The sequence below is a fragment of the Actinokineospora diospyrosa genome (genome assembly GCF_024171925.1).
GTDB classification, from domain to species: domain Bacteria; phylum Actinomycetota; class Actinomycetes; order Mycobacteriales; family Pseudonocardiaceae; genus Actinokineospora; species Actinokineospora diospyrosa.
This window is the reverse complement of record NZ_JAMTCO010000001.1, coordinates 189262-212718: the sequence shown is the minus strand read 5'-3', so window position 1 is coordinate 212718 and position 23457 is coordinate 189262. Positions and strand designations below refer to the sequence as shown.

23 protein-coding genes are annotated in these 23457 nt (G+C 70.3%); 14 read left to right on the top strand and 9 right to left on the bottom strand.

Annotated features, from left to right (window positions below; translation table 11 throughout):
- The first annotated feature begins 86 nt into the window (after window positions 1–86).
- Window positions 87–1043 carry a S1C family serine protease gene (locus LV75_RS00935; RefSeq protein WP_253884627.1) on the top strand — a complete coding sequence of 319 codons (957 nt, stop codon included), beginning with the start codon at window positions 87–89 and terminating at the stop codon, window positions 1041–1043.
- Window positions 1044–1097: 54 nt separating this feature from the next.
- Here LV75_RS00935 and LV75_RS00930 read toward each other — a convergent pair whose 3' ends face one another.
- The 3 genes from LV75_RS00930 to trpB form a co-directional block, all read right to left on the bottom strand.
- Complete coding sequence (locus tag LV75_RS00930) at window positions 1098–1841, bottom strand: GntR family transcriptional regulator (RefSeq protein WP_253884626.1); 744 nt, start codon at window positions 1839–1841, stop codon at window positions 1098–1100.
- 94 nt (window positions 1842–1935) lie between these two features.
- On the bottom strand, window positions 1936–2688 hold the full coding sequence (gene trpA / locus LV75_RS00925) for a tryptophan synthase subunit alpha (protein ID WP_253884625.1): 753 nt from the start codon (window positions 2686–2688) through the stop codon (window positions 1936–1938).
- Window positions 2685–3875, bottom strand: a complete 1191-nt coding sequence (gene trpB / locus LV75_RS00920; protein WP_253884624.1) for a tryptophan synthase subunit beta — start codon at window positions 3873–3875, stop codon at window positions 2685–2687. Before trpB ends, trpA begins: the two co-directional genes overlap by 4 nt.
- A gap of 294 nt (window positions 3876–4169) precedes the next feature.
- Here trpB and LV75_RS00915 point away from each other — a divergent pair, with 294 nt between their 5' ends.
- The 5 genes from LV75_RS00915 to LV75_RS00895 all read left to right on the top strand — a co-directional run bounded on the left by LV75_RS00915 (window position 4170) and on the right by LV75_RS00895 (window position 10499).
- Window positions 4170–5588, top strand: coding sequence for a CBM96 family carbohydrate-binding protein (locus tag LV75_RS00915; protein WP_253884623.1), 1419 nt, complete (start codon window positions 4170–4172; stop codon window positions 5586–5588).
- 232 nt (window positions 5589–5820) lie between these two features.
- Window positions 5821–7065 (top strand): MFS transporter, encoded by a 1245-nt coding sequence (locus LV75_RS00910; RefSeq protein WP_253884622.1) that lies wholly within the window; start codon window positions 5821–5823, stop codon window positions 7063–7065.
- Window positions 7062–8036: a TolB family protein gene (locus LV75_RS00905; protein ID WP_308210816.1), complete on the top strand. Its 975-nt coding sequence runs from the start codon at window positions 7062–7064 to the stop codon at window positions 8034–8036. The genes LV75_RS00910 and LV75_RS00905 overlap by 4 nt, the downstream gene beginning before the upstream one ends.
- Before the next feature lie 126 nt (window positions 8037–8162).
- Window positions 8163–9395, top strand: coding sequence for an ornithine--oxo-acid transaminase (gene rocD / locus LV75_RS00900; protein ID WP_253884621.1), 1233 nt, complete (start codon window positions 8163–8165; stop codon window positions 9393–9395).
- A 141-nt stretch (window positions 9396–9536) separates the two neighbouring features.
- Window positions 9537–10499, top strand: coding sequence for a LysR family transcriptional regulator (locus LV75_RS00895; protein WP_253884620.1), 963 nt, complete (start codon window positions 9537–9539; stop codon window positions 10497–10499).
- A gap of 4 nt (window positions 10500–10503) precedes the next feature.
- On the opposite strand, the gene LV75_RS00890 is transcribed toward LV75_RS00895, so the two are convergent.
- Entirely contained in the window at window positions 10504–11466 is a 963-nt protein-coding gene (locus tag LV75_RS00890) for a LysR family transcriptional regulator (RefSeq protein WP_253884619.1), read from the bottom strand.
- A gap of 126 nt (window positions 11467–11592) precedes the next feature.
- On the opposite strand from LV75_RS00890, the gene LV75_RS00885 reads away from it, so the two are divergent.
- Complete coding sequence (locus LV75_RS00885) at window positions 11593–12597, top strand: trypsin-like serine protease (protein ID WP_253884618.1); 1005 nt, start codon at window positions 11593–11595, stop codon at window positions 12595–12597.
- Window positions 12598–12834: 237 nt separating this feature from the next.
- Here the strand turns inward: LV75_RS00885 and LV75_RS00880 are convergent, their stop codons facing one another.
- Entirely contained in the window at window positions 12835–14469 is a 1635-nt protein-coding gene (locus LV75_RS00880) for an ABC-F family ATP-binding cassette domain-containing protein (protein ID WP_253884617.1), read from the bottom strand.
- Window positions 14470–14652: 183 nt separating this feature from the next.
- On the opposite strand from LV75_RS00880, the gene LV75_RS00875 reads away from it, so the two are divergent.
- From LV75_RS00875 to LV75_RS00865, 3 genes are all read left to right on the top strand, one after another.
- Window positions 14653–14874, top strand: a complete 222-nt coding sequence (locus LV75_RS00875) for a hypothetical protein (protein ID WP_253884616.1) — start codon at window positions 14653–14655, stop codon at window positions 14872–14874.
- A 2-nt stretch (window positions 14875–14876) separates the two neighbouring features.
- On the top strand, window positions 14877–15320 hold the full coding sequence (locus LV75_RS00870) for a phosphatase PAP2 family protein (protein WP_253884615.1): 444 nt from the start codon (window positions 14877–14879) through the stop codon (window positions 15318–15320).
- A gap of 104 nt (window positions 15321–15424) precedes the next feature.
- Complete coding sequence (locus tag LV75_RS00865; RefSeq protein WP_253884614.1) at window positions 15425–15598, top strand: hypothetical protein; 174 nt, start codon at window positions 15425–15427, stop codon at window positions 15596–15598.
- Window positions 15599–15601: 3 nt separating this feature from the next.
- Here LV75_RS00865 and zapE read toward each other — a convergent pair whose 3' ends face one another.
- Entirely contained in the window at window positions 15602–16618 is a 1017-nt protein-coding gene (gene zapE / locus LV75_RS00860; RefSeq protein WP_253884613.1) for a cell division protein ZapE, read from the bottom strand.
- Here zapE and LV75_RS00855 point away from each other — a divergent pair.
- Together LV75_RS00855 and LV75_RS00850 are read left to right on the top strand one after the other, a co-directional pair.
- Entirely contained in the window at window positions 16617–17414 is a 798-nt protein-coding gene (locus LV75_RS00855) for a pyrimidine reductase family protein (protein ID WP_253884612.1), read from the top strand. The genes zapE and LV75_RS00855 overlap by 2 nt on opposite strands.
- 30 nt (window positions 17415–17444) lie before the next feature.
- Window positions 17445–18542 (top strand): ATP-dependent DNA ligase, encoded by a 1098-nt coding sequence (locus tag LV75_RS00850; protein WP_253884611.1) that lies wholly within the window; start codon window positions 17445–17447, stop codon window positions 18540–18542.
- Window positions 18543–19210: 668 nt separating this feature from the next.
- On the opposite strand, the gene LV75_RS00845 is transcribed toward LV75_RS00850, so the two are convergent.
- The gene (locus LV75_RS00845) at window positions 19211–20746 is read right to left on the bottom strand and encodes an alpha/beta hydrolase (RefSeq protein ID WP_253884610.1); all 1536 of its coding nucleotides are present in this window, start codon (window positions 20744–20746) and stop codon (window positions 19211–19213) included.
- A gap of 356 nt (window positions 20747–21102) precedes the next feature.
- On the opposite strand from LV75_RS00845, the gene LV75_RS00840 reads away from it, so the two are divergent.
- The gene (locus LV75_RS00840; protein ID WP_253884609.1) at window positions 21103–21975 is read left to right on the top strand and encodes an EamA family transporter; all 873 of its coding nucleotides are present in this window, start codon (window positions 21103–21105) and stop codon (window positions 21973–21975) included.
- A gap of 200 nt (window positions 21976–22175) precedes the next feature.
- Here LV75_RS00840 and LV75_RS00835 read toward each other — a convergent pair whose 3' ends face one another.
- Window positions 22176–22814: a DUF6319 family protein gene (locus LV75_RS00835; RefSeq protein WP_253884608.1), complete on the bottom strand. Its 639-nt coding sequence runs from the start codon at window positions 22812–22814 to the stop codon at window positions 22176–22178.
- 114 nt (window positions 22815–22928) lie between these two features.
- Here LV75_RS00835 and LV75_RS00830 point away from each other — a divergent pair, with 114 nt between their 5' ends.
- Window positions 22929–23159 (top strand): hypothetical protein, encoded by a 231-nt coding sequence (locus LV75_RS00830; RefSeq protein ID WP_253884607.1) that lies wholly within the window; start codon window positions 22929–22931, stop codon window positions 23157–23159.
- On the opposite strand, the gene LV75_RS00825 is transcribed toward LV75_RS00830, so the two are convergent.
- Window positions 23156–23350, bottom strand: coding sequence for a DUF8847 domain-containing protein (locus LV75_RS00825; RefSeq protein ID WP_253884606.1), 195 nt, complete (start codon window positions 23348–23350; stop codon window positions 23156–23158). The genes LV75_RS00830 and LV75_RS00825 overlap by 4 nt on opposite strands.
- Window positions 23351–23457 lie beyond the last annotated feature (107 nt).

The window sequence follows — 23457 nt, the reverse complement described above, 5'->3', positions numbered from 1 at the left end:
GGCCTGTGGACAACCGCTGTGGATTTCTTGGCGAACCCCTTGGGATTCCACAGGTTCCTCACATGCGCGGCGCCGACAGTAATGGCATGGACGGATACCCCCAGCCCCAGCCGCAGATCCCGCACCAGCAGCAGTCGGTCCCCACCCACGGGCCGATCCCCGGACCGGTCCACGGATCGATCCCCCCGCCGTTCCTGCCCCACCCCGGTCTCGCCGAACCGCCACGCAGCAAGATCCGGCGCGGCACTGTGGCCATGGTGACGGCCGCCGTGCTCGGTGCGGGTGTGCTCGGTGGGGCTGCCGGGGCGTACTTCGGCTCGGACGGCGCTAGCACCCCGTTCACCACCATCAGCGCCTCGGCCCAGACCGTGTCGGCGACCACTCCGACCGATGTCAGCGCTGTCGTGGCGAAGGTAATGCCAACTGTCGTCGAAATCACGACCCGCACCTCGACCGCGCAAGGGATCGGCTCCGGGGTGATCCTGACCTCCGACGGCCGGATCCTGACCAACAACCACGTCATCGACGGCGCCCGGGAGATCACGGTCACCTTCGCCGACGGCAAGACCGCCAGCGCGAAGGTGGTGGGCACGGACGTGAACGCCGACCTGGCCGTCATCCAGGCCGACGGCGTGAGCGGCCTCACCGCGGCCGTGCTGGGCGACTCCTCGCAGGTGAAGGTCGGTGACGAGGTCATCGCCATCGGTTCGCCCGCCGGGCTGCAGGGCACGGTCACCACCGGCATCGTCAGCGCGCTCGACCGCGACGTGTCGATCCCGTCGGAGTCCAGCTCGCGTGGCATGCGGGGTAGCGCTAACAGCGCCGCCAACAGCACGGTGTCCTACAAGGCGATCCAGACCGACGCATCGATCAACCAGGGCAACTCGGGTGGCCCGCTGTTCGACACCCTCGGCAGGGTTATCGGCATCAACTCGGCCATCTACTCACCGGTGTCCAGCATGGACGGTTCGGCGGGCAGCGTCGGAATCGGTTTCAGCATCCCGATCGACACCGCGAAGGAGGTGGTGACGCAGATCAGCTAAGAGAGCTCGGGGTATCCGGGTCGCGCGATCGGGTTCGCGCGACCCATACCCATGTCAGTCCTGAGTGGAGCTACCCACGCGGTAGCGGAACTCCTGGGTGGTGGTCTCCCGTTCGATGGTGACCTCCATGCGGTCGCTGACCAGGATGGCCTCATCATCGACCAGCGGCGTGGAATCGCGCTCTAACGTCAATCGTGTACTACGCAAGCACAAGGATCCCTGCGGCACGGCTAAGAGGGGCGCGAGTTCCGCGCTTACCGCTATCGGGGCGATCGTCTCGGTAGCCCGCGCGGGGACCTTGCCGCAGAGTTCCGTCAGCAGGTGGTAGAGCGACTTGGTGCGGAAGTCGGCATCCAACAACGCTCCCCCCAAGGGGTTGGGGATCCGCGAGAGCTGGTGCACGACCGGCCGGGAACCGACCAGTCGCAACCGCTCCACCTCCAAGACCCGGTCCGCGCGCAGGCGCCGCGCGATGTCCGGTGACGGGGTCACCACTTCCGCGCGCAACTGGACCGTGGTCATCGCGATGCCCTGCGCGGCCAGGTCGTCGACGATGCTGCCCAGCCCGGCGGCCAGGTAGGGCACCCGGTGCGCGCGCACGAAGGTGCCCTTGCCCGCGACCTGCTCGACGACCCCCTCGTCCTCCAGTGCGCGCAGCGCCTGCCGCAGGGTCATCAGGCTGACCCCGTACTCCTCGCTGAGCTCGCGCTGCGGCGGGAGCGGCCTGCCCGCGCGGAACTCCGCGGTGGCGATCCGGCGCACCAGGTCGTCCTGGATCGCGACGTACTTCGGCGGCAAGCCGGACCTCCCGCTAGTGGATCCACGTGGGTGCTCCACCGTACCGCCGACCCGTTCCACTCTGGACCCCGTCCACGATCGGGTGGCCCGATGATCAGCCCAGCGCCGCCCGGAACCCCGCGACCAGGTCCGCGACCGAGCCGCCCTCGGCGATCCGGCGCATCACCGGGGCACCGATGATCACCCCGTCGGCGTGCGCGCTGAGCAGGGCGGCGTTCTCCGGTGTCGACACCCCCACCCCCACCAGCACCGGCTTGTCCGCCACGGCCTTGACCCGGTCGGCGATGTCGCGGGCGGAGTCGGCCAGGACCGCGCGTTCCCCGGTGACGCCCATGACCCCCATGGCGTAGACGAAGCCCTGGCTGCGCGTGCACACCTCTTCCAGCCGACTGTCTGGTGTGCTGGGAGCCGCTAGGAGGACGGTGGCTATACCGGCCGCGTCAGCGACCTCGGTCCACTCAGCGGCCTCCTCCATCGGGAGGTCAGCGAGCACGACACCGCTAACACCGGCTTCGACGAGTCTCCGCGCAAACGCAGCATGGCCGTACCGGTGGACCAGGTTGTAGTAGGTCATCACGACAAGAGGCACCGAACCGCGATAGGCGGCCAAGTCCCGCATGACTGTGTCCGGGGTGGTGCCACGCTCGAGGGCCTGCACGGACGCTGCCTGGATGACCGGACCATCGATCACCGGATCACTGAAGGGGATTCCGATTTCCACGGCGTCCGCACCGGCGTCCACTGCCGCGTGCACATAGTCCAACCAGTTCTCGGTGACCCCGCCGGTGACGTATGGCATCAGGACGGGGTGGCCTACCGCGCGCAGGCTTGCCTCAAGGGTGGTCACTGAGTCTCCTTGTGTTCGGCGAGCAGATCGCTGATCTGCTCCATGTCCTTGTCGCCGCGACCGGACAGGTTGACCAGCACGGTTGAGCCGTGCGGGATGGACCCACCTGCCTCGCGCAGCAGGTAAGCGAATGCGTGCGCGGACTCCAGGGCAGGGATAAGACCTTCTGTCCGACTCACCACGCGAACGGCGTCGAGGACCTCGGCATCCGTCACCGACGGGTAGCTAGCGCGTCCGATGTCGGCCAAGTGCGCGTGTTCGGGTCCGATGCCGGGGTAGTCCAAGCCCGCCGACACGGAATAGGCCTCAAGGACCTGACCTGCGTCGTCTTGCAGCAACATGCTCTTGGAGCCGTGGACGACGCCTACGAGGTCTCCACCGATGGCAGCCCCGCCCGCAGCCTCTACCCCGATCAGCTCAGCGTCGGTGTCAGCGAACCCGGCGAAGATCCCGGCCGCGTTGGACCCACCGCCAACGCACGCCAGAACATGGCTGGGGATGCCCCCATCGAGCAGGTCAGCGCATTGCGCGCGGGCTTCCTCGCCTATGACGCGTTGGAACTCGCGCACCATCCACGGGTAGGGGTGGGGTCCCATCACGGAACCGATGCAGTAGTGCGTGTCGGCGACGGTGGCGACCCAGTGCCGCAAGGCTTCGTTAACCGCGTCCTTGAGCGTGCGGCTGCCGGAGGTGACCGGCACGACCGTCGCGCCGAGCAATTCCATCCGGAAGACGTTGAGCCGCTGCCTGGCCACGTCGACCTCGCCCATGTAAACGACGCAATCGAGCCCGAACAGCGCGCACGCGGTCGCGGTGGCCACCCCGTGCTGCCCGGCACCGGTTTCCGCCACCACCCGCCGCTTGCCCATCCGGCGGGCCAGCAGCGCTTGGCCGAGCACGTTGTTGATCTTGTGCGAGCCGGTGTGGTTGAGGTCCTCGCGCTTGACCAGCACCCGCACGCCGAGCAGGTCGCCGAGCCGGTGGCACTCGGTCACCGGGGACGGCCGCCCGGCGTAATGGCGCAGGTGGGCGTCCAGTTCGGCGCGGAAGGCCCGGTCGGCCCACGCCCGGCCGAAGGCGGACTCGAGCTCCAGGCAGGCGGGCATGATCGGCTCCGGGACGAACCGGCCGCCGAAGCGCCCGAAGAACCCCCTGGCCGAGGGCGGCCCCATGGTCGTGTTGGTCATGGCAGCGATACTCGACGAGCCCGTCGGACAAAGTCAAGATGTTTCTGTTCTAGAACTCTCGTGATATGAGTTCTAGAGCTTGCAGGCGACCACGGAGCGTCTCCGCGCACGCGCCCACAAGCCCCTGACGTGGCGATGGCCGGTATCCGCCGCTGTAGCGGGGTGCCCGAGAAGCCCAAGCGGACTGTTCACCCACCGGCCATCTGACGGTCCGGAACGCCGTGGTGATCGTTAGGCGAGTGCCAGAAGGGTGGTGATCCCGAACGGACTACCGAACCAGGGAAAGGCTTGGACATGTCCAGTCGCAAGGCCAGTCGGACGACCAGGACCGCCGGGGTGGTGGCCGCGGTGGTCGGCGTCGCGGCGGCCACCACCGTCGCGGTCCTCTCCGCCCCCACCGCCACCGCGGCCACCAGCACGTTCGCCCCCGTCGCTGACACCTACGTGGACAACGGCAGCACCGGCACCAACTACGGCACCTCCGGCCAGCTCGGGGTGGACGGCTCCCCGGTCAAACGGATCTTCCTTCGGTTCACCGTGAGCGGCCTGTCCGCCCCGGTCACCGGCGCGACCCTGCGCGTGCACACCGACGACGTCAGCGGGTCCAACAGCCCCGCGGGTGGCACCTTCAAGGCCGTCAGCAGCACCTCGTGGTCGGAGACCGGCACCACCTGGTCGAACCAGCCCGCGATCGACGGCGCCACCCTGGGCACCCTCGGCGCGGTCAGCCGCAACGCCTGGTACGAGGTGAACGTCGGCTCGCTCGTCACCGGCAACGGCACCTACAGCATCGCCATCAGCTCGACCAACAGCGACGGCGCCGACTACGACTCGCGCGAGTCGGGCTCGTCTACCGCGCCGCAGTTAGTGATCAGCACGAACACCCCCACCACGACCACTCCGCCCACTACGACGTCGCAGCCCTCCGGCGACCCCGTGCTCGTAGGAGCAGGCGACATCTCGGACTCGGGGTCCGGCGATACCGCTACCGCCGCCCTCTTGGACAACATCGCGGGCACGGTCTTCACCACCGGCGACAACGTCTACACCAACGGCACAGCGTCGGAGTTCAACACCTATTACAACCCGACCTGGGGTAGGCACAAGGCCCGCACCAAGCCGTCCCCCGGCAACCACGACTACAACACCTCCGGCGCCACCGGCTACTACAACTACTTCGGTGCGCAGGCAGGCCCGTCTGGTCGCGGTTACTACTCCTACGACCTCGGCAACTGGCACGTCGTTTCGCTCAACAGCGAGATCAGCAAGTCGACGGGCTCGGCCCAGGAGCAGTGGCTGCGCGCCGACCTCGCGGCCAACACCAAGCCGTGCACCCTCGCCTACTGGCACAAGCCCCGGTTCACCTCCGGGTCCAACCACGCGCCGGACGCCTCCGCCGGTCCGCTGGTGCAGGCCCTCTACGACTACAACGCCGAGGTCATCGTCACCGGCCACAACCACCAGTACGAGCGGTTCGCGCCGATGAACCCCAGCGGCGCGGCGGACTCGGCGCGTGGCATCCGGCACTTCGTCGCGGGCATGGGCGGCGCGGGCTTCTACGGCTTCGGCACCATCCAGCCCAACAGCGAGGCCCGCAACAGCAACACCCACGGCGTCCTGAAGTTCACCCTGCACGCCAACAGCTACGACTGGCAGTTCGTCCCTGAAGCAGGCAAGACCTACAACGACAGCGGCACCAACGCCTGTCACTGAAACATTCTCTCCCGCCACCCACCCCTCATCCCCACCCGGCATCTTCCCCGACTTGGCGGGTACGGCCCGGCATCGGCCCAACTTGGGTGCGGCCCGGCATCGGTCTCGGCTGAGTCGCGGCGGTGAAGGTGTCGGTGGAGATGTGGGTGTCGTAAGGCGCTAGCCAGTCCTTGTGCTGCCGGGCCACGATGGTCTTCCGTGGTCCGGCAGCACTCCCCCATGGAGGTTGCGGGTGTACCTGTCCACGGTTAGCCGACCGGAGGTGACCGAGGTGCTGGGCCGTCGCAAGTGGAGGGTGAGCGGCAATGTGGTCGCCCTCGGTGCGGTCAGCCTCATCACCGACATCTCCTCGGAGATGGTCACCGCCGTCCTACCCCTCTACCTCGTCGTCGGCTTAAGCCTGAGTCCGCTCGCCTACGGCGCCATCGACGGTCTCTACACCGGCGCCACCGCCTTACTTAGGCTCGTCGGTGGCTATGTCGCTGACCGCACGCGGCGGCGTAAGACCGTCGCCGGTCTTGGCTATGGTCTTGCTGCCATCGCCAAGTTGGGACTCATCGCGGCTGGTAACTCTGCCGCCGCGATCGGGGCCGCGATCACGGCAGACCGGGCAGGCAAAGGTTTGCGTACCGGCCCTCGGGATGCACTGATCACGCTGTCGACTCCGCAGGACCAGTTGGGCCGTGCGTTCGGGGTGCACCGCTCGATGGACGCCATGGGTGCGTTCATCGGTCCGCTAGTAGCCGTGGGCGTGCTCGCATGGGCGGGGTCGCAAGAGTTCGACGCGGTGTTCTTCGTCAGTTTCCTCATCGCCGCGTTCGGCGTCGTTGTCCTGGTGTTGTTCGTCAGGGACCGGCGAGAGGACGTGCCCCCAAAGGCGGTGAACCTCCGCGCCGCAGCTGGCCTGCTGCGGCACAAGGGCGTCGGTGGCCTGCTGCTGGCGGCATCCTTGCTAGGACTCGTAGTGGTCGGTGACGGATTCGTGTACCTGCTGTTGCAGAAGCGCGGAGACCTGTCGATGGGCTGGTTCCCGCTCTTGGCTGTAGGAACGAGCCTGGTCTACCTGCTGCTCGCGACCCCGTTGGGCGTGCTGGCGGACAAGATCGGTCGAGCGAAGGTCATGCTCGGCGGCTATAGCGCGCTCGCCTTGGTCTATCTGGCGTTGGTGAGCACTCTTGAGGGCCTTCCGCTGATCATCCTCGTCCTGGTGCTCTATGGCGTCTTCTACGCCGCAACCGACGGCGTGTTGATGGCGCTAGCAGGCCGGATCCTGCCGGAGTCGCTGCGCGCTACCGGCATGGCGTTGGTGCAGACCGGGCAAGCATTGGCGTACCTGGGTTCTTCTGTCCTGTTTGGCCTGTCGTGGCAACTGTGGGGCCCGAACGCGGCGTGTGTCGCCGCCGCGGTCGCTGTCGTCGTCGCCATTGTCGTGACCGCGTTGATCTTCGCGCGGGTGAACCGGAGCGTGCAGTCATGATGAGTGCCAGGAACCGAATCCTCGTCGCCCTCGCCGCGGCCGCGGTGCTGGCGGGTGCCGCCGTGTTCTACGTGATGCGGTCGACACCCGCGGATCCACCGTTGGCGGCGAGCTCCGGACCGCTGCGGCAGCTCGACCGCAGCAGCTTGCAGGTCCTCACCAACGGCGTCCTGTCCGTCGCCTCGGCGACCGACCCGCACGCCCCCAGGTCGCTGAGCAGCCGTCGTTGCGACCGCGCCTACGCCGCTGCTCAGACCACGGTGTGCCTGCTCCCGGTGGATGCCTTGGTCGGGACCAAGCTGGTGGTGATGGACGAGAAGCTGAACGACCGTAAGACGCTGCCGCTGACCGGCTTCCCCAACCGCCTCAAGGTGTCGTCAAGCGGCCGGATGGTGTCGTGGACGGTGTTCATCGACGGCCACTCTTACGCGACCACCGGCTTCTCCACGCAAACCGGCATCTTCGACACCAAGACCGGGACTGAGGTGCACTCCCTAGAGGAGTTCTCTGCGACTGTCGAAGGTAATCCTTCTCAGGCCGTCGATTTCAACTACTGGGGTGTCACCTTCACGTCTGACGACAACCGCTTCTACGCCACCCTGGGCACCGGCGGTAAGCGCTACCTGATCGAGGGTGACTTAGCCGCGCGCACCGTGCGGACGCTGACAACCAACGTCGAGTGCCCGTCACTTTCGCCGGACGGCAAGCGCATCGCCTATAAGTCCGCCATCGACGCGGACCCGAAGAAGGGGTGGCGTCTGTCGGTGATGGACCTGTCCACGCTGCGCAGCACTCCCCTAGCCGAGACACACAGCGTCGACGACCAAGCCGTCTGGCTCGACGACACCACCGTCGGATACGGACTGCAGCGCGACGACGGCGTGAACGACGTATGGTCGGTACCCGCCGATGGCACCGGGCAGCCCAAACTCCTCGTCGAGGGCGCGAACTCGCCAGCCCCGTTGAGCTGAACTCGTTCACCAGATCGGGGTGTCACGCAACGATCCGCCTCCCCTGTGCGTGATGGCGCAACGAACAGCCGCTAGAAGCAATGGCCAGCGGATGAAATCGACATGCGCTGGTCTTAGCCTGGGTCCATGACCTCCGTCGTCTCTCCCGCCACCAGCTCGCTCTCCTCGGCTGAGTACATCGAGCTCGACAACCGGTGGAGCACGCACAACTACCACCCGCTGCCGGTGGTGATCGCCGAGGCCGAGGGCGCCTGGGTGACCGACGTGCAGGGGAAGCGCTACCTGGACTTCCTCGCCGGGTACTCCGCGCTCAACTTCGGGCACCGGCACCCGGCGCTCATCGCGGCCGCCGTCGAGCAGCTCGGCAGGGTCACCCTGACCAGCCGGGCCTTCCACCACGACCAGCTCGGGTTGTTCTGCCGCGAGCTGGCAGAGCTGACCGGGACCGACCTGGTGCTGCCGATGAACTCCGGCGCCGAGGCGGTCGAGTCCGCGCTCAAGGTCGCCCGCAAGTGGGCCTACCAGGTCAAGGGCGTGCCGCAGGACACCGCGGAGATCATCGTCGCCGGGTCCAATTTCCACGGCCGCACCACCACGATCGTGTCGTTCTCCACCGACACCGTGGCCCGCGCCGACTTCGGCCCGTTCACCCCCGGCTTCACCTCGGTCAAGTACGGCGACCTCGAGGCCATGGCGGGCGCCATCACCGACCGCACCGCGGCGATCCTGGTCGAGCCGGTGCAGGGCGAGGCCGGGGTCGTCGTCCCGCCCGCCGGGTACCTGCGCGAGCTGCGGCGGCTGTGCGATGAGCACAACGTGCTGCTGATCGCCGACGAGATCCAGTCCGGCCTGGCCCGCACCGGCGCGCTGTTCGCCCTGGACCACGAGGGCGTCCGCGCCGACCTGTACACCCTCGGCAAGGCCCTGGGCGGCGGCATCCTGCCCGTGTCGGCGGTCGTCGGGCGCGGTGACGTGCTCGGGGTGCTCAAGCCGGGCGAGCACGGCTCCACCTTCGGCGGCAACCCGCTGGCCTGCGCGGTCGGCCGCGCGGTCGTGCGGCTGCTGGCCACCGGCGAGTTCCAGCAGCGCTCGCGCGAACTCGGCGACCACCTGCACCGCGCGCTCGGCGAGCTGGTCGGGCGCGGGGTGGCCGAGGTGCGCGGGCGCGGGCTGTGGGCTGGCGTGGAGATCGCCCCCGGCGGCCCCACCGGCCGCGACGCCTCCCAGGCCATGATGGCGCGCGGCGTGCTGTGCAAGGAGACCCACGACAGCACCCTGCGGGTCGCGCCGCCGCTGGTCATCACCGCCGCCGAGATCGACCGCGGCGTCGAGGTCATCGCCGAGGTCATCGGGCACTGAGCTCCGCGCGGCGGCCGGGCACGAGGGCTCCGGCCGCCCCGCGGTCACCACCGGCGGTGCTCCACCGGGTTTCCCGGTCCGGCCGGGTTCGCACTCGGACGGCGCTTCCAGTAGCCCGACCGCCACGGCATAGTGGTCCGGATGGAGCTGGAGGTGCGGCACCTGCGCTACCTCGACGCCGTGGGCAGCGCGGGCAGCGTGACGCAGGCGGCGGTGGCGCTCGGGCTCTCGCAGCCGTCGCTGACCGCGCAGCTGCGCCGGATCGAGCAGGTGCTCGGCGCCCCGCTGTTCGACCGCGGCAGGCACGGCGCCCGGCCGACCACCCTGGGCCGGGTCCTGCTCCCGCACGCGCGCGAGGTGCTGGCCGCGCTCGACGAGCTGGGCCGGGCGATGCGCGGGGTCCGGGCGCTCCCGCGCACCCCGATGCTGCGCGTCGGCGCCAGGTCCACCGTGCTCGCGTCCCGGTTCTGCGAGGTCGTCGGCGAGGTCTTCGGCGACCGGTTGATCGACCTGACCGTGCTCGACCGGCAGGCGCCCTGCCTGGACGCGCTGGCCAGCGGCCTGGTCGACCTGGTGCTGCACGTGGACTTCCCCGGCCGGGAGACGGTGCCGCCGCCGGGCACGCGGCTGGCGGTCGTCGGGCTGGAGCCGGTTTTCGTGCTGCTGCCCGAGTCGCACCCCGCCGCCGCCCGGGCCGAGGTGGACCTGCTCGACCTGGCCGACCTCACCTGGCTGCTGTGGGCCAGCGGTGACGACGAGATGAACCGGCACCTGGTCGCCGAGTGCGCCAAGGCCGGGGCGGGCGCGATCGCCATCCGCGAGTTCGACCAACTCGTCGCCGCCCAACTCATCCGCCGCGGCGACCCGGTCGTCTTCCCCGTCCAGGCGTTCACCAGCGGCGTCAGCCTCCCTGGCGTGGTGCGCCCGCTGCGCGGCTCCCCGCTGCGCGTGCGCCACGTCCTGCTGTGGCCCGCCGACGGCATCGCGGCCGAGCACGTGGAACAGGTGCGCGACAAGCTCATCGACACCTACCGAGCCATGGTCCCCGACCACGGCCGCGTCCCCGGCTGGTGGACCGCCAACCCCGGCTGGCTGGGCTCTTAGCCGCTCAGCCCGCGACCGGCGGTGTGGTGACCCACTCGGGGTGCTCGGCCAGCCAGTCGCGGTAGTGCGGGGTTTGTTCGACGACCTCGTGCTGGGCTTGGACCAGGTGCAGCCAGAGGCGGTCGATGGTGGTGGCGTCGAGGGGGCCGTCGGTGTGCCAGAGGAGGCTGGTGGTCGAGCGGAGCGGGGTCCCGACGAGCTGGATCTTGGCCAGGCCCTCGCGCGGGCGCGAGCCCGCCATCGAGACCAGCACCGCCTCGCCGAGCTCGGCGAGCTGCAACGCGGTCGTGTAGTCGACCCCGACCCGGACGTCCACAGAGGTCTGACCGATCGCGGCGATGAGGTTCTCGCGCAGTCCGTCGTCATCGGACTCGCCGACGCACCAGATCTCGCCCGCCAGGGCGGTGATCGGGACCTCCGGCGTGCCCGCGAGCGGGTGGTCCTCGCTCACAGCGACGAACAGCGGCTCCACGGCGACCACCCGGCGCCGGATCCCCGCGGGCAACTCGGCCGGGCCGTGCGGGTGCTCGACGACCAGGACGGCCTCGACGCGGTGGTCGGCGAGCAGTTCCACCTGCGGGCCCACGTCGCTCATGGTGCGGACCGACACCGGCGCGCCGAGTTCACCGGGGGGCAGCACGGACAGGCTGGCCACCAGCATCCCCGGCGAGCAGGCGAAGCGGATCTCGGCGGGCAGCCGGGTGGGGTGGCGCTCGGCGGCGGCGGTGAAGCGGTCCATGGCGTCGAGCACGGCCATCGCGTGCGCGAGGACGACCTCGCCGAGCTGGGTGGGCAGCGCGCCGCCGGGACCGCGCTGGAACAGGGCGCCGCCCGCGACCCGCTCGGCGCGGCGCAACGACTCGCTCACCGACGGCTGGGTCACGCCGAGCCGCGCGGCGGCCGCGGTCAACGACCCCGCCTGGGCGATGGCCAAGACCGCCCGCAGGTGGCGCAACTCCATGTCCATAGGCGAACCCTATGCAAGGTTGGGATTGTTTCGGAAGTTCGCGCGCCGCACATAGTTGATCCCACGCCCGGCCACCCCGGTCCCGGGCGGGAGCAGATTTCTCCCTGCGTCAAAGGAAACCTCCTCATGAAAATCCGCACGTTGCTGCGGGCTGCCCTCATCCCGGCGGTTCTCACCGCCGCGGCCGTGGCCATGCCCAGCGCCTTGGCGGCACCGCCGCCCGCCGAACAGCCCACGATGTCGCCCGCGATCGTCGGCGGCAGCCAGGCCACCGAGACCTACTCGTTCATGGGTTCCATGCAGGTCAACGGCAGGCACGGCTGCGGCGCCTCCCTCGTCGCGTCGCAGTGGATGGTCACCGCGGCGCACTGCGTCACCGGGCAGGGCGGGCAGGTCATGCCCGCCTCGCAGTTCCGGATCCGGATCGGTTCGACCAACACCGGCAGCGGCGGAACTCTCGCCTCCGTCTCGCAGGTGGTCCGGCACCCCTCTTACAGCGGTCAGGTGGGGCCGGGTGACATCGCTCTATTCAAGTTGAGCAGCTCGGTTTCGCAGACGCCGATCTCCATCAACGACTCTTCGCCTGCCGCGCAGGCTTCGGCGCGGCTGATCGGCTTCGGGCAGACCTGCCCGCAGCAGGGTTGTGGTGGGGCGTCGACGACGCTCAAGCAGCTCGACACCCGCATCAACCCGGACAACATGTGCTCGCAGGGCTTCAACGCCTCTAGCGAGCTCTGCGTGTACGGCACCAGCAGCGCGACCGCGTGCTACGGCGACTCCGGTGGCCCAGCGGTGGTCAAGTCGGGTACCGCGTGGCGACTCGTCGGCGCGACCAGCCGCGCGGGTGGCAGCGGCAGCACCTGCGGTGGCGGCAACTCCACCATCTACACCGACGTGACCGCGTACCGCTCGTGGGTCAACCAGTACATCGGCGGCACGGGCCCCGGGCCGGACCCGGACCCCAACCCGCCGGGCTGCTCCGCGGCGGCTTGGAGCCCGTACACGCAGTACCCGCCGGGTTCGAGCGTGTCCTACCAGGGCTACGAGTGGCGCAACAGCTACTGGAGCTACCGGGAGGTCCCCGGGTCGAACTACAACTGGCAGCGCGGCGCCACCTGCGCCCGCCGCTGAACGACCTGGTCCGAGTGAGCTGATTCCCGTAGTGCGCCGGGGGGTGGAGGCACCCCACCCCCCGGTCCCCGGGCCGGGTCTGGGAGCCCTCACACGCACGACCAACCGGGTCGGGCGTGTTCCCAAGCTCCTAGCGCGATCGGGAGCACCCGGCCCGGAAGGTCTGGCAGCGCGTCGGCCCGCGCTGGTCAGGGGATAGGGAGCCGGGTGGGGCGGGCGCAGGAACGCCCCACCCGGTTATCGCCGTTCGCGGACCACCCTGCGCTCGTCCCACACCGGCCGGTCCACTTCGGACACCTGGCCGTCGGAGCGGAAGACCAGGAACCGGTTGAACGAGCGGGCGAACCAGCGGTCGTGGGTGACCGCCACGACCGTGCCCTCGTAGGCGGCCAGCGCGTCCTGCAGGGCCTCCGCCGAGTGCAGGTCAAGGTTGTCGGTCGGCTCGTCGAGCAGCAGCAGGGTCGCGCCGGACAGCTCGAGCAGCAGGATCTGCAGCCGCGCCTGCTGCCCGCCGGAGAGCGTCTCGAACCGCTGGTCACCGGCGGCGGCCAGGCCGTAGCGGCTCAGCGCGGACGCGGCGGCGCCGCGGTCGAGACCGGCCCTGGTGTCATCGCCGTGCCAGAGGATGTCGGCGAGGGTGCGGCCGACCCACTCCGGGTGCTGGTGGGTCTGGGCGAACAGCCCGGGTGACACGCGAGCACCAAGCCTGCACACGCCGGTATGCGCAACCGAGTCCATATCGGACAAGAGGCGTAGGAAGTGGCTCTTACCGGAACCGTTGGACCCCAAGACCGCGAGCCGGTCGCCGAAGAAGACCTCGGAGTCAAACGGCTTCATCAGGCCAGTTAGGCCCAACTGCTCACAGGTGATGACACGCACCCCGGTGCGGCCACCGGTGAGCCGTGGGGTGACCTTCTGCGGACGCGGCGGCACCGGTGGCGGCCCGGCCTCCTCGAACTTGCGCAACCGGGTCTGCGCGGCCCGGTAGCGGCTGGCCATGCCATCGCTCATCGTCGCCGCGCGCTGCAGGGACCGGACGAGCTCCTTGAGCTTCTCGTGCTCCTCGTCCCACCGCCGCTGTTGCTCGGCGATCCGGTCCCAGCGAGCTTCACGGGCGTCGCTCCAGGTCGCGAACCGGCCCGCGTGCGTCCACGCGGTCCCCGCCTCGACGGTCACGACGTGCGTGGCGACGGCGTTGAGCAACTCGCGGTCGTGGCTGATGAGCAGGACCGCCTTGTCGGACTCGGCCAGCCGCTCCTCCAGCCAGCGCTTGCCGGGCACGTCCAGGTAGTTGTCCGGTTCGTCGAGCAGGAGGACCTGTTCGCGGCCGCGCAGCAGCGCTTCCAGGACGAGGCGTTTCTGCTCGCCGCCGGAGAGGGTGCGGACCTCGCGGAACCTGGCCCGGTCGTAAGGCATGCCCAACGCGGCTGTGGTGACGGTGTCCCACAGGACCTCGGCGGTGTAGCCGCCCGCTTCGTCGTAGTCAGCGAGCGCGGCGGCATAGCGGAACTGGGTGGGTTCGTCGTCGGTCTCCATAAGCGCCAACTCGACGGCGTCCAACTCTTGCGCTGCCTTGCGCAGTGGGGCCGGGGCAACGGCAAGAAGGAGATCCCGCACGGATCGGTCATCGCGGACGGAACCCACGAACTGCGGCATGACGGCCAAACCGCCACGCACGGAGACAGACCCATCTGGCGCGGTCAGCTCGCCCGCGATGATGCGCAGCAGCGTCGTCTTACCCGCGCCGTTCTCACCGACTACCGCCACAACCTGGTTGGCGTTGACCTTGAGACCGGCGTCGCGGAAGAGCACCCGCCCGTCCGGCAAGGTGTACGACAGTCCTATCGCCTCAAGGTGGCCCACACCCAGCATGGTCGCTCACCACGGGCTGTATCGGCGAGTGACTTTCGGTTGGGGGTTCACCGCGTCGCGCCCACGTGGACGGCCGTGGGGCAGGGTGGTTGGGCATTGTGGTTGGGCATAGTGGTGGGTGTCGGGGAGGCGCTGTGCTTGATAGGCCGTGCTCGGAGAGGTGGTGCTGGGAAAGGTGGTGGCGTGGAAGCACACCGGTTGATGCCCAGGTTCATGGTGCTGCCCGCGGTGGGGGTGGCGACCGCGTGCTTCGGCGCGGTCGGGCTGGTCGGCCGCGAGGTGTCCGGGCCGGTGCCGACGATCGACCTGCTCGGCTTCGAGGCGGCCGACCGGGTGTTCGCCGCCGCGCCGGGGGTCGCGCGGCCGCTGCTGTTCGCACCCACCCGGTCGCGCTGGTCGGTGTGATCATGCTCATGGCGGTTCTGGCCTATCGGGTGAGCCGACCGCGGATCGCGCTACTCGCCGTGTTCGGACCGGTGGCGGCGGTGACGGTCAACACCTGGGTGCTCAAACCGGTTGTCGGCCGCGAACTCGACGACTACCTGGCCTACCCGAGCGGGCACACCACCGCACTGGTGTCGATCTTGACGGTGTTCACGCTGGTCACGGCCTCGAACGCGGCGCCTGGCCAACGGCTGCGGGCCACGATCGGCACCGCGGCGCTGGCTCTGGTACTGACCGCGGTCGCGGTGAGCGCGATTGTTGGCCTGCGGTACCACTACCTGACTGACACGGTCGGTGGTTTCTGCTGGGCCGTCGGCGCGGTGATCACCGTCGCCGCGGTGCTCGACCTGGTCCCCGGCCGACACCCGGCGCTTCGCCACCGGCGCGAAGGGGCGTACCGTGCGTAACCTGGCAGTGTTTCCCGGTAGTGCCTTCGCGTGTGAGTGGTTGTGCGGGTGAGCGGTGCGGTGCCTTCGCGTGAACGGCGTTCGTGTGAACGGAAAGGATGGCGGTGACCGACACACCCATCTACGACCAGATACGCCAGGAGCTGCGTGCCAAAGCCGAGGAGCCCCAACCCCAGGGCGGCAAGCGCGGCCAGCCGGAGTCCGGCACCGGCGTCTCGGTCTGGGCGCTGATCGACGAACACCGCACGACCGACAAGCCCGGCCGTCGCCGCTCTTGACCTCTAGAGCGAGGCGTCGCGCGATAGGGCCACCAGCCTGCTGACCGCGCGCAGGTACTTCTTGCGGTAACCGCCGCGCAGCATCTCCGGCGTGAACAGCGCCGACAACGGCTCACCGGAGACCACCACCGGGATCGCGCGGTCGTAGAGCCGGTCGGCGAACGCCACCACGCGCAGCGCGACGTCCTGACCGGTCAGCGCCCGCACACCCCGCAGGTGCACCGCGCTGACGCCGTCCACGAGCTTGCCGTAGCGCGACGGGTGCAGGCGGCCGAGGTGCCCGCAGAGCGCGTCGAAATCGTCCACAGTGGACTCCGGCAGCGCCGCGGCTGCGGCGGCCAGCTCGGCGTCGGACACCGGGGGCGGCGCGTCGGGCAGGCCGCGGTGGCGGTAGTCGGGGCCGTCCACCCGGACCACGGTGAAGCGGGCGGACAGGGCCTGGATCTCGCGCAGGAAGTCGTCAGCGGCGAAGCGCCCCTCGCCGAGCTTGTCCGGCAGCGTGTTGGAAGTCGCCGCGACGGACACGCCCGCCTCGGTCAGCTCGGCGAGCAGCCGGGTCACCAGCATCGTGTCGCCCGGGTCGTCCAGCTCGAACTCGTCGATGGCGAGCAGCCGGTGCGTGCTGAGCTTGGCGACGGCCTCGCGGAAACCCAGCGCGCCGACGAGGTTGGTCAGCTCGACGAACGTGCCGTAGGACTTGGGTCCCGGCACGGCGTGCCACACCGAGGCCAGCAGGTGGGTCTTGCCGACCCCGAAGCCGCCGTCGAGGTAGAGCCCCGGCTTGCCGTCAGGCTTACCGCCGCCGAACACCCGGCTCAGCAGCGACCGGCCCTTCCCGGCCTCGGCGACCCTGCCCGCGAACGCCTCGCACGCCACCACGGCGGCGGCCTGTGACGGTTCGTCCGGGTTGGGCAGGTAGGTGTCGAACCGGACCCCGCCGAACCGCGGCGGCGGCACCAGCTCGGCGACCAGTTCCTCGGCGCCGACCACGGGCTCCCGGTCGACCAGGTGAGCGGACATGCGGGCGAGCGTAACCGCGTGCTCTGATGGTGCCGTGCACAGGCTGTATCCCCCCGCGACGCTTTCCTCACCCGATGTGGTGGACGACACCGAGCTGGAGCGGCTCTACGACTACCCACCCGCCCTGACCCGAGCGTGGGTGCAGACCAACTTCGTCACCAGCACCGATGGCGCGGTCTCGGTCGACGGCCGCTCGGCAGGCCTGTCGAGCCCCGGTGACAAGCGCATCCTCGCCCTGGGCCGCGACCTCGCCGACGTGGTCCTCGTCGGGTGGGGCACTGCGCGCGCGGAGCACTACCGGGGGGTGAAGTCGACGGAGGTTAGAGCGGCGCGCCGGGAGCGGCTGGGGTTGAGCCCGCTGCCGCCTATCGCGGTCGTGACGGCGCGAGGGTCGGTTGAACCGGACTCGCACTTGGTGCGCGACACGGTAGTGCCACCTCTGGTGATCACGACCGGGCTGGCTTCGGAGTCTCGTAGGGCAGCTTTGGCGGACGCGGGTGCTGACGTAATCGTGGCCGGGGAGACCGAGGTGGACTTGGCGGTGGCGCTGGCAGAGCTATCGGCGCGAGGGTTGCGGCGGGTGAACTGCGAAGGCGGGCCGACGCTGCTGGGGTCTCTTATCGCGGCTGATCTGGTGGACCAGATGTGTCTGACGGTGTCGCCGGTGCTTGCGGGTGGATCTTCAGGCCGAGCGGCTGTTGGGCCTACCGGAGTACCGGTAGCGCTGTCGCTGGCCTCGGTGTTGACCGATGAGGGGTTCTTGATGCTGAGGTATCGGCGGGCTGTCGCCGCTTAGTACCGGCGGAACGGGCGCTGACAAGGCAGGATGGCGTTCGTGGCGCTTCCGCTGACCCCGCCGGTCCAACCGATGCTGGCCAAGCCCGCTAAGTCCATCCCGGACGGAGCGGGCCTGGTGTTCGAGCCCAAATGGGACGGTTTCCGCTGCCTGGTGTTCCGCGACGGGCCGGAGATCACGCTGCAGTCGCGCTCCGGCAAGCCGCTCAACCGGTACTTCCCGGAGGCGGAGGTCGCGTTGCGCGCGGCGCTGCCGGACCGGGTGGTGATCGACGGCGAACTGGTCGTCGACCTGAACGGCAGGCTCGACTTCGACGCGCTCGCCGAGCGGATCCACCCCGCGGCGAGCCGGGTGAGCATGCTGGCGGAGAAGACGCCGTCCCGGTTCATCGCCTTCGACCTGCTCGCCCTCGACGACGACCTGTTCCTCGAGTCCTCCGGCTACGACCGCAGGCGGCTGCTGGAGAACGCGGTCACCCCCACCGACCGGGTGCACCTCACCCCGGCGACCATGGACGCCGAGCTGGCCAGGCAGTGGTTCACCATCTTCGAGGGCGCCGGGCTGGACGGGGTGATGGGCAAGCCCGCGGGCGGGCCGTACACGCCGAACAAGCGCACGATGCTCAAGTTCAAGCACTCCCGCACCGCCGACTGCGTCGTCTCCGGCCTGCGCTGGCACAAGGGCAGCACCCCCGGCGAGGCCGTCGGCTCCCTCATGCTCGGCCTCTACGACCGCACCGGTGGCCTCAACCACGTCGGCGTCGTCGGCTCCTTCACCGCCGCGAACCGGCGGGCGCTCGCCGTGGAACTGGCCGACCTGATGGTGGGCGGCGGGTCCAACCACCCTTGGGTGAGTGGCGCGCAGACCGACCAGGCCCGGGTCCCGGGAGCGATCAGCCGGTGGCGAACCACTGAACAGCCATGGGTACCGCTGCGCTTGGAGCGGGTGGTGGAGGTGGCCTACGAGCACACGGAAGGCGGGTACCCGAGCCGATTCCGGCACACGGCCCAGTTCATCCGCTGGCGCCCGGACCGGACACCGGACTCGTGCACGTACGAGCAGTTGGAAGAACCCGCGAACTATGACTTGTCGTCGGTGCTTCGGGGTGAGGTCAAGGCTCGCGCCTGAGGCTTGTTGCCGGGGCTTGCCTGGTTTCTTGCGATTGCCTGGTAACCGCGGCCGATCTGGTCCTTGCGGTTGGCCTGGTCCTTGCGACTGCCCCGGTTCTTGCGACTGCCCGGTTACCGGGGCCAGTCTGGTTGCTGCAACTGCCCGGTTGCCGCAGCTTTCCTGGCTATTGCGACTGCCTGGCTGCCACGGCTGATCCTGGTTCTTGCGGTTGGCTGGCGCGGTGCCTTCGTTGACCTGGTTGGTGCGCATCAGCCAGCTCTCGCGGTTGGCCTGGTTCCCGCGTACTAAGCGGCTCCCCCACAGTTCCTGCGATTCAGCTGATTCCTGCCGTCCCACCAGCTCCTGCGGTTCGCCCGACTCCCACGGTCCCGGCGCACCCGCTTCCCCGTGATCCGCCTGAATCCGCGCAGTTCACCCGTTCCAGCGACAGAAGTTATCCACATGTCGATCTCCAGCGGCCCTCTTTCAAGATCCACTGTCGGTGGCACCTAGTAGACTGGCCCTGGGGCCGCCCCCCGGAGAGGGTGGGGGCTGCGCCCCGACCCGCGCGTGCGGGGAGCGGGGGCGGGTGGGCTCTTGTGGGCTCGACGGAGGGGGCGGGGTTGGCGTGGAGTTGTGGTGCGCCAACGACACCTGAGCGGGGGTTCGCTGGAGGACATGCAGCGTCAGGGTGGGCAGACGGTGCCGTCTCGGGGGGTTGTGCCGTTGAGGAGGAATGCCTGGGCGGCTTCGGTGGCGCAGGGGGAGTGGCCCAGGGCGCCGTGGCCCGCGCCTTGCCAGGAGATCAGCACGGCCGTCGCGAGTTGTTGGGCGGCGTGTTCGGTGGCGGTGTGCGGGGTCACGGGGTCGGTGGCGGTGGCCAGCAGGACGATCGGCGGGGCTGTGCGGGCGGTGGCCGAGGGGACCGGGTGCGACGGGACGGGCCAGGGGCTGCAGACGGCAAGCCATTCGGCGGTGAGGGCGCCGAAGAGGGGGTAGCGGGTGTTCCAGTCCTTCGAGGCGGCGGTCAGGGCCTCGGTGGACAACCGGGACTTGGTGTCGTTGCAGCGGGTCACCAGGGTGGCGTCGAAGGTGGCGGGCACCTCCTCGGACTCCAGCACCAGCGGGGTGACCGCCGCGGCCAAGCGGGTCGGGTTGCCGCTGCGGGCGTCGGCCAGGGCCGTCGCGAGGGCGGGCCAGTTGGCGCGGTCGGCGAGGCCGAGTTGGACCGCGCGCAGGACGAGGCCGGGGGTCAGGTCGATGTCGTCGGTGGCCAGGGGTGAGCTGGCGGCGCGGTCGAGGACCTCGGTGAGCGCCTGCCGCGCGTTGGCACCGAGCTCGCAGGCCCGCTTCGCGCAGTCGTCGGCGAACGCCGCGAAGGTCGCGTCCGCGCCAGCCGCCACGCCCTCGAGCGCCACCACGGCGTCCTCGTTCGGGTCCGGCGCGCCGTCGAGCACCATCCGGCCGACGCGGTCGGGGTAGCGCTCGGCGAACACCGACAGCACCCGCGACCCCTCGCCGTGGCCGATGGCGTGCAGCTTGTCCATGCCCAGGCTGATCCGCAGCGACTCGACATCACCAGCGGTGCGCCAGGTGTCGATGGCGGGCAGCCGGGTCTCCAGCGCGATCGAGCACTGCTGCCCGGCCGTGCGCGCCTGGTCGACCAGGCCCTCCAGGTCCAGCGCCCGCGGGTCGGCGTCGAGCAGGCCGAAGCGGACCTCCTCGGGCACGCACCGGATCGGGTCGGAGTTGCCCGTCCCCCGGCGGTCCAGGCCGACCAGGGAGAACTTGGCCAGCAACTCCGGTGGCATCCGCGCGGCCAACTGGGCGGCGTACCGGGTGCCGGGCAGGCCGTCGACCTCGTTGACCACCACGAGCGGGATCGGTCCGGACCCCGCGCGCAGGACCTGCAGCCGCACACCGCCGCGACCGGGGGCGTAGGGCGAGTCCAGCGTGCCGGTGACCTTCCCGCAGGTCAGCTCGATCCCGGGGGTGGCGGTGATGCCCTCGAGGACCTCGGGCGAGCACGGCCCCCAGATGCTGCGGCCTGCGTTCGGCGGGTTCAACTGGGGCAGCGGCGCCGGACCCGGTGCGGCGCTCGAGGTCGGCCCGGCCTGGTCACCACCGTCGTTGACCACGATCCCGGGTCGCACCGACGGTCCCGCCGTGCAGGCGGCAAGCAGGACGAGCGGCAGCAGGACGACACCGCGACCAACCCTCACGCCCGCGCCATCCCTCTCCCTCGCCGACCCGACAGCCCCCACCTTCGCACGCCCTGGGTGAGGACGCGGTGAACGTCCCCGGGACGGCCGGTCAGGCGACCGGCCACATCGGACCACTGGCGAGCACCGACCGGCTGCTGCTCGGTCCCGGGCGAACCGCCGATCAACGTCGCAGTGGCGAACGAGAAGACCATTGAGGCAGGCCACGAACGATGGACGGCGGCGGCACCGGTCAGCTCGCCCACCACAACGGCTCCGACCTGGGGAGCGGCCCGCTCAAGCAGCCACGGGCACGGGTTGCCAGGGGCCCTGACCTGGGGCGCGGCTCGGGGTGCGGCGCGAGGTAGCTTGGGGCCGTGGGGGCAGCGTCGCGGTGGTCGGTTTCGCGGGTTCCGGGGCTGGTCGGCACCGTACCGCCGACGGTGAGCGTGCTGGTGGCCATTGTCAGCGTGCAGGTGGGGGCGGCGCTGGCCAAGCAGTTGTTCGCGGTGGCGGGCACGGCGGGCGCGGTGACGCTGCGGCTGGTCTTGGCGGCGGTGGTGCTGGTCCTGCTGTGGCGGCCGTCGATCAGGGCGCAGCGGCGGGCGATCCCGGTGATCCTGGCTTACGGCGTGGTGCTCGGGGTGATGAACCTGTGCTTCTACGCCGCGCTCGAGCGCATCCCGCTGGGCATCGCCGTCACCGTGGAGTTCCTGGGGCCGTTGGCGGTCGCCCTGGCGGGGTCGCGGCGGTGGCTGGACGGGCTGTGGGCGCTGCTCGCGGGCGCGGGCGTCGTCCTGCTCGCCAACACCGGCGGCGCGGTCTCGGTGCCCGGGTTGCTGTTCGCGCTGGCGGCGGGGGCCTGCTGGGCCGGGTACATCCTGCTGAGCGCCGCGCTGGGCAGCCGGACCACCGACGGGTCCGGGCTGGCGTTGGCAGCGGTGGTGTCGGGGCTGCTGGTGGCGCCGTTCGGGATCGTGGACGCGGGCACGGCGTTGCTGCAGCCGTGGGTGCTGGCCGCCGGGCTCGGGGTGGCGCTGATGTCGTCGGTGATCCCGTACTCGCTGGAGCTGACCGCGCTGCGCAGCATCCCGCCCCGGGTGTTCGGCGTGCTGATGAGCCTCGAACCCGCCGTCGCCGCGCTCGCAGGCCTGGTGGTGCTCGGCGAGGCGTTGCGGCCCGCGCAGTGGATCGCGGTCGTCTGCGTGGTCGCCGCCTCGGCCGGTGCCACCCGCTACCGCCGGGAGTGAGCCGGACCGGCCGCGGCACACGACGTGCCCTGTGCTCGCCCCCGAGGTCCACGACCCGGCAGTCACCTACGACCAGGCCAAAGCCCCTACACCGAGCAGATCCGCGCACTCGCCGAAGGCGGGTCACCACCTTCGACACGCACAACCGCAGCGCACGGGCACCACGGCGACCCGGTCACCCGTGCGACCACAGTGGACGGTCAGCCCAGGTCGCGCAGCGCGCGCTGGGCGGCCTCCAGCTCCGCCTTGAGCTGCTCCACCCGCCGCAGTTGGCGTTCGCGGGCGGTGGTGATCGCGACGCCGATCGCTTCGCCCACCTCGGCGGGCAGCAGGCGCCCCACCTTGGCGACGTCGCCCGCGGGCACCGGGACCCAGCGGACCGTGCGCTTCTTGCCGACCAGCACGTCCACGGTCCACTCCCCCTCCGGCGTGGAGTGCAGCGTCACGGTGATCTCCACCGGTTGCTGCGGCTGCCTGCGCTGCCGGGGCTTGGGCTCCTCAGCGGTGCCGGGCTCGATCCCCTCGACGACCGCCACCGGGGCGGGCGGCGGCGGGGGCGCGACCGCCACCGGCTTGGGCCGGGCGGGCGGCTTGACAGTGGTCAGCTCGGCCGGGGAGAAGGTCAGCACGTCGCGCGAACCGTGCGGCCGCACCTGGATGAAGTCGCCCTCCGCCGGCTCGTCGAACGCGATGACCTTCGCCTGCTGACCGGCCTCGACGCCCACCGCGGCCGAGGTGAACCACACCGGGGTGGGCTTGCCCTCGGCCAGCGCGGCGCGCAGCCGCTCGACGTCCCCGTCGTCGAGCGCCCTGGATTCCGCCGCCCGTGTCCCCGCCATGTGCTTCCCCTCCGTCGCACCAACCGGGTGCCGAGTGTGCCGGGTGGCACCGACAGTCACTCGTTCGGGCGGCCCGAGGTGCCCGCGGCGGCGGCGGGACCTAGCTTCTCGGTGATGAGCGTCCGGTACCTGTGGTGGCGAAGCTGCTACGACGGCGTTCTGCACGCGTTCCCGATGGCGGCGGGCGCCCGGCTCAGCCACCAGCACTACCGCGCGTCGTGCACCCACGCCGCGCCGCCCGACCTCGCCGGTGGCGGGTCCGACGGACCGCGCTGCGAGCTGTGCCTGCTCATCATCGGCACGCCCGGCGAGCGCAACGCGGTGCCCCAGCCCGCGTCCACTTAGGACTCGCGGACCCGGTACTCGCAGCCGTACTCCAGCGCGTAGTGCAGGTCGTAGTGGTGCACGATCTTGGGGCCACCATGCAGGTGCACGTGGGTGACCGTGGACCGCGGGTCGACCGGCACCCCGTCCAGGGTGTCCACCCGCCCGTCGAGGGGCCCGCCGACGTAGCGGACGAGATAGGTCTCCGCCATGGTGCGCCCCTTCCGCTCCGCGCCTCTCCGGCAGTGTAAGTGCTCGGACCGACGTTTCCGCCGGTCCGATTCCGGCGATCACAGCGCGGTCAACCGGATGGAGCAAC

Bases quoted from the DNA above. Each gene is read 5' to 3' on its own strand.
- LV75_RS00935 (WP_253884627.1), top strand. From the start codon at position 87: ATGGACGGATACCCCCAGCCCCAGCCGCAGATCCCGCACCAGCAGCAG.
- trpB (WP_253884624.1), bottom strand. From the start codon at position 3,875: ATGACCAACACGACCATGGGGCCGCCCTCGGCCAGGGGGTTCTTCGGG.
- LV75_RS00915 (WP_253884623.1), top strand. From the start codon at position 4,170: ATGTCCAGTCGCAAGGCCAGTCGGACGACCAGGACCGCCGGGGTGGTG.
- LV75_RS00905 (WP_308210816.1), top strand. From the start codon at position 7,062: ATGATGAGTGCCAGGAACCGAATCCTCGTCGCCCTCGCCGCGGCCGCG.
- rocD (WP_253884621.1), top strand. From the start codon at position 8,163: ATGACCTCCGTCGTCTCTCCCGCCACCAGCTCGCTCTCCTCGGCTGAG.
- LV75_RS00895 (WP_253884620.1), top strand. From the start codon at position 9,537: ATGGAGCTGGAGGTGCGGCACCTGCGCTACCTCGACGCCGTGGGCAGC.
- LV75_RS00890 (WP_253884619.1), bottom strand. From the start codon at position 11,466: ATGGACATGGAGTTGCGCCACCTGCGGGCGGTCTTGGCCATCGCCCAG.
- LV75_RS00885 (WP_253884618.1), top strand. From the start codon at position 11,593: ATGAAAATCCGCACGTTGCTGCGGGCTGCCCTCATCCCGGCGGTTCTC.
- LV75_RS00880 (WP_253884617.1), bottom strand. From the start codon at position 14,469: ATGCTGGGTGTGGGCCACCTTGAGGCGATAGGACTGTCGTACACCTTG.
- LV75_RS00870 (WP_253884615.1), top strand. From the start codon at position 14,877: ATGCTCATGGCGGTTCTGGCCTATCGGGTGAGCCGACCGCGGATCGCG.
- LV75_RS00855 (WP_253884612.1), top strand. From the start codon at position 16,617: ATGCGGGCGAGCGTAACCGCGTGCTCTGATGGTGCCGTGCACAGGCTG.
- zapE (WP_253884613.1), bottom strand. From the start codon at position 16,618: ATGTCCGCTCACCTGGTCGACCGGGAGCCCGTGGTCGGCGCCGAGGAA.
- LV75_RS00850 (WP_253884611.1), top strand. From the start codon at position 17,445: ATGGCGTTCGTGGCGCTTCCGCTGACCCCGCCGGTCCAACCGATGCTG.
- LV75_RS00835 (WP_253884608.1), bottom strand. From the start codon at position 22,814: ATGGCGGGGACACGGGCGGCGGAATCCAGGGCGCTCGACGACGGGGAC.
- LV75_RS00830 (WP_253884607.1), top strand. From the start codon at position 22,929: ATGAGCGTCCGGTACCTGTGGTGGCGAAGCTGCTACGACGGCGTTCTG.
- LV75_RS00825 (WP_253884606.1), bottom strand. From the start codon at position 23,350: ATGGCGGAGACCTATCTCGTCCGCTACGTCGGCGGGCCCCTCGACGGG.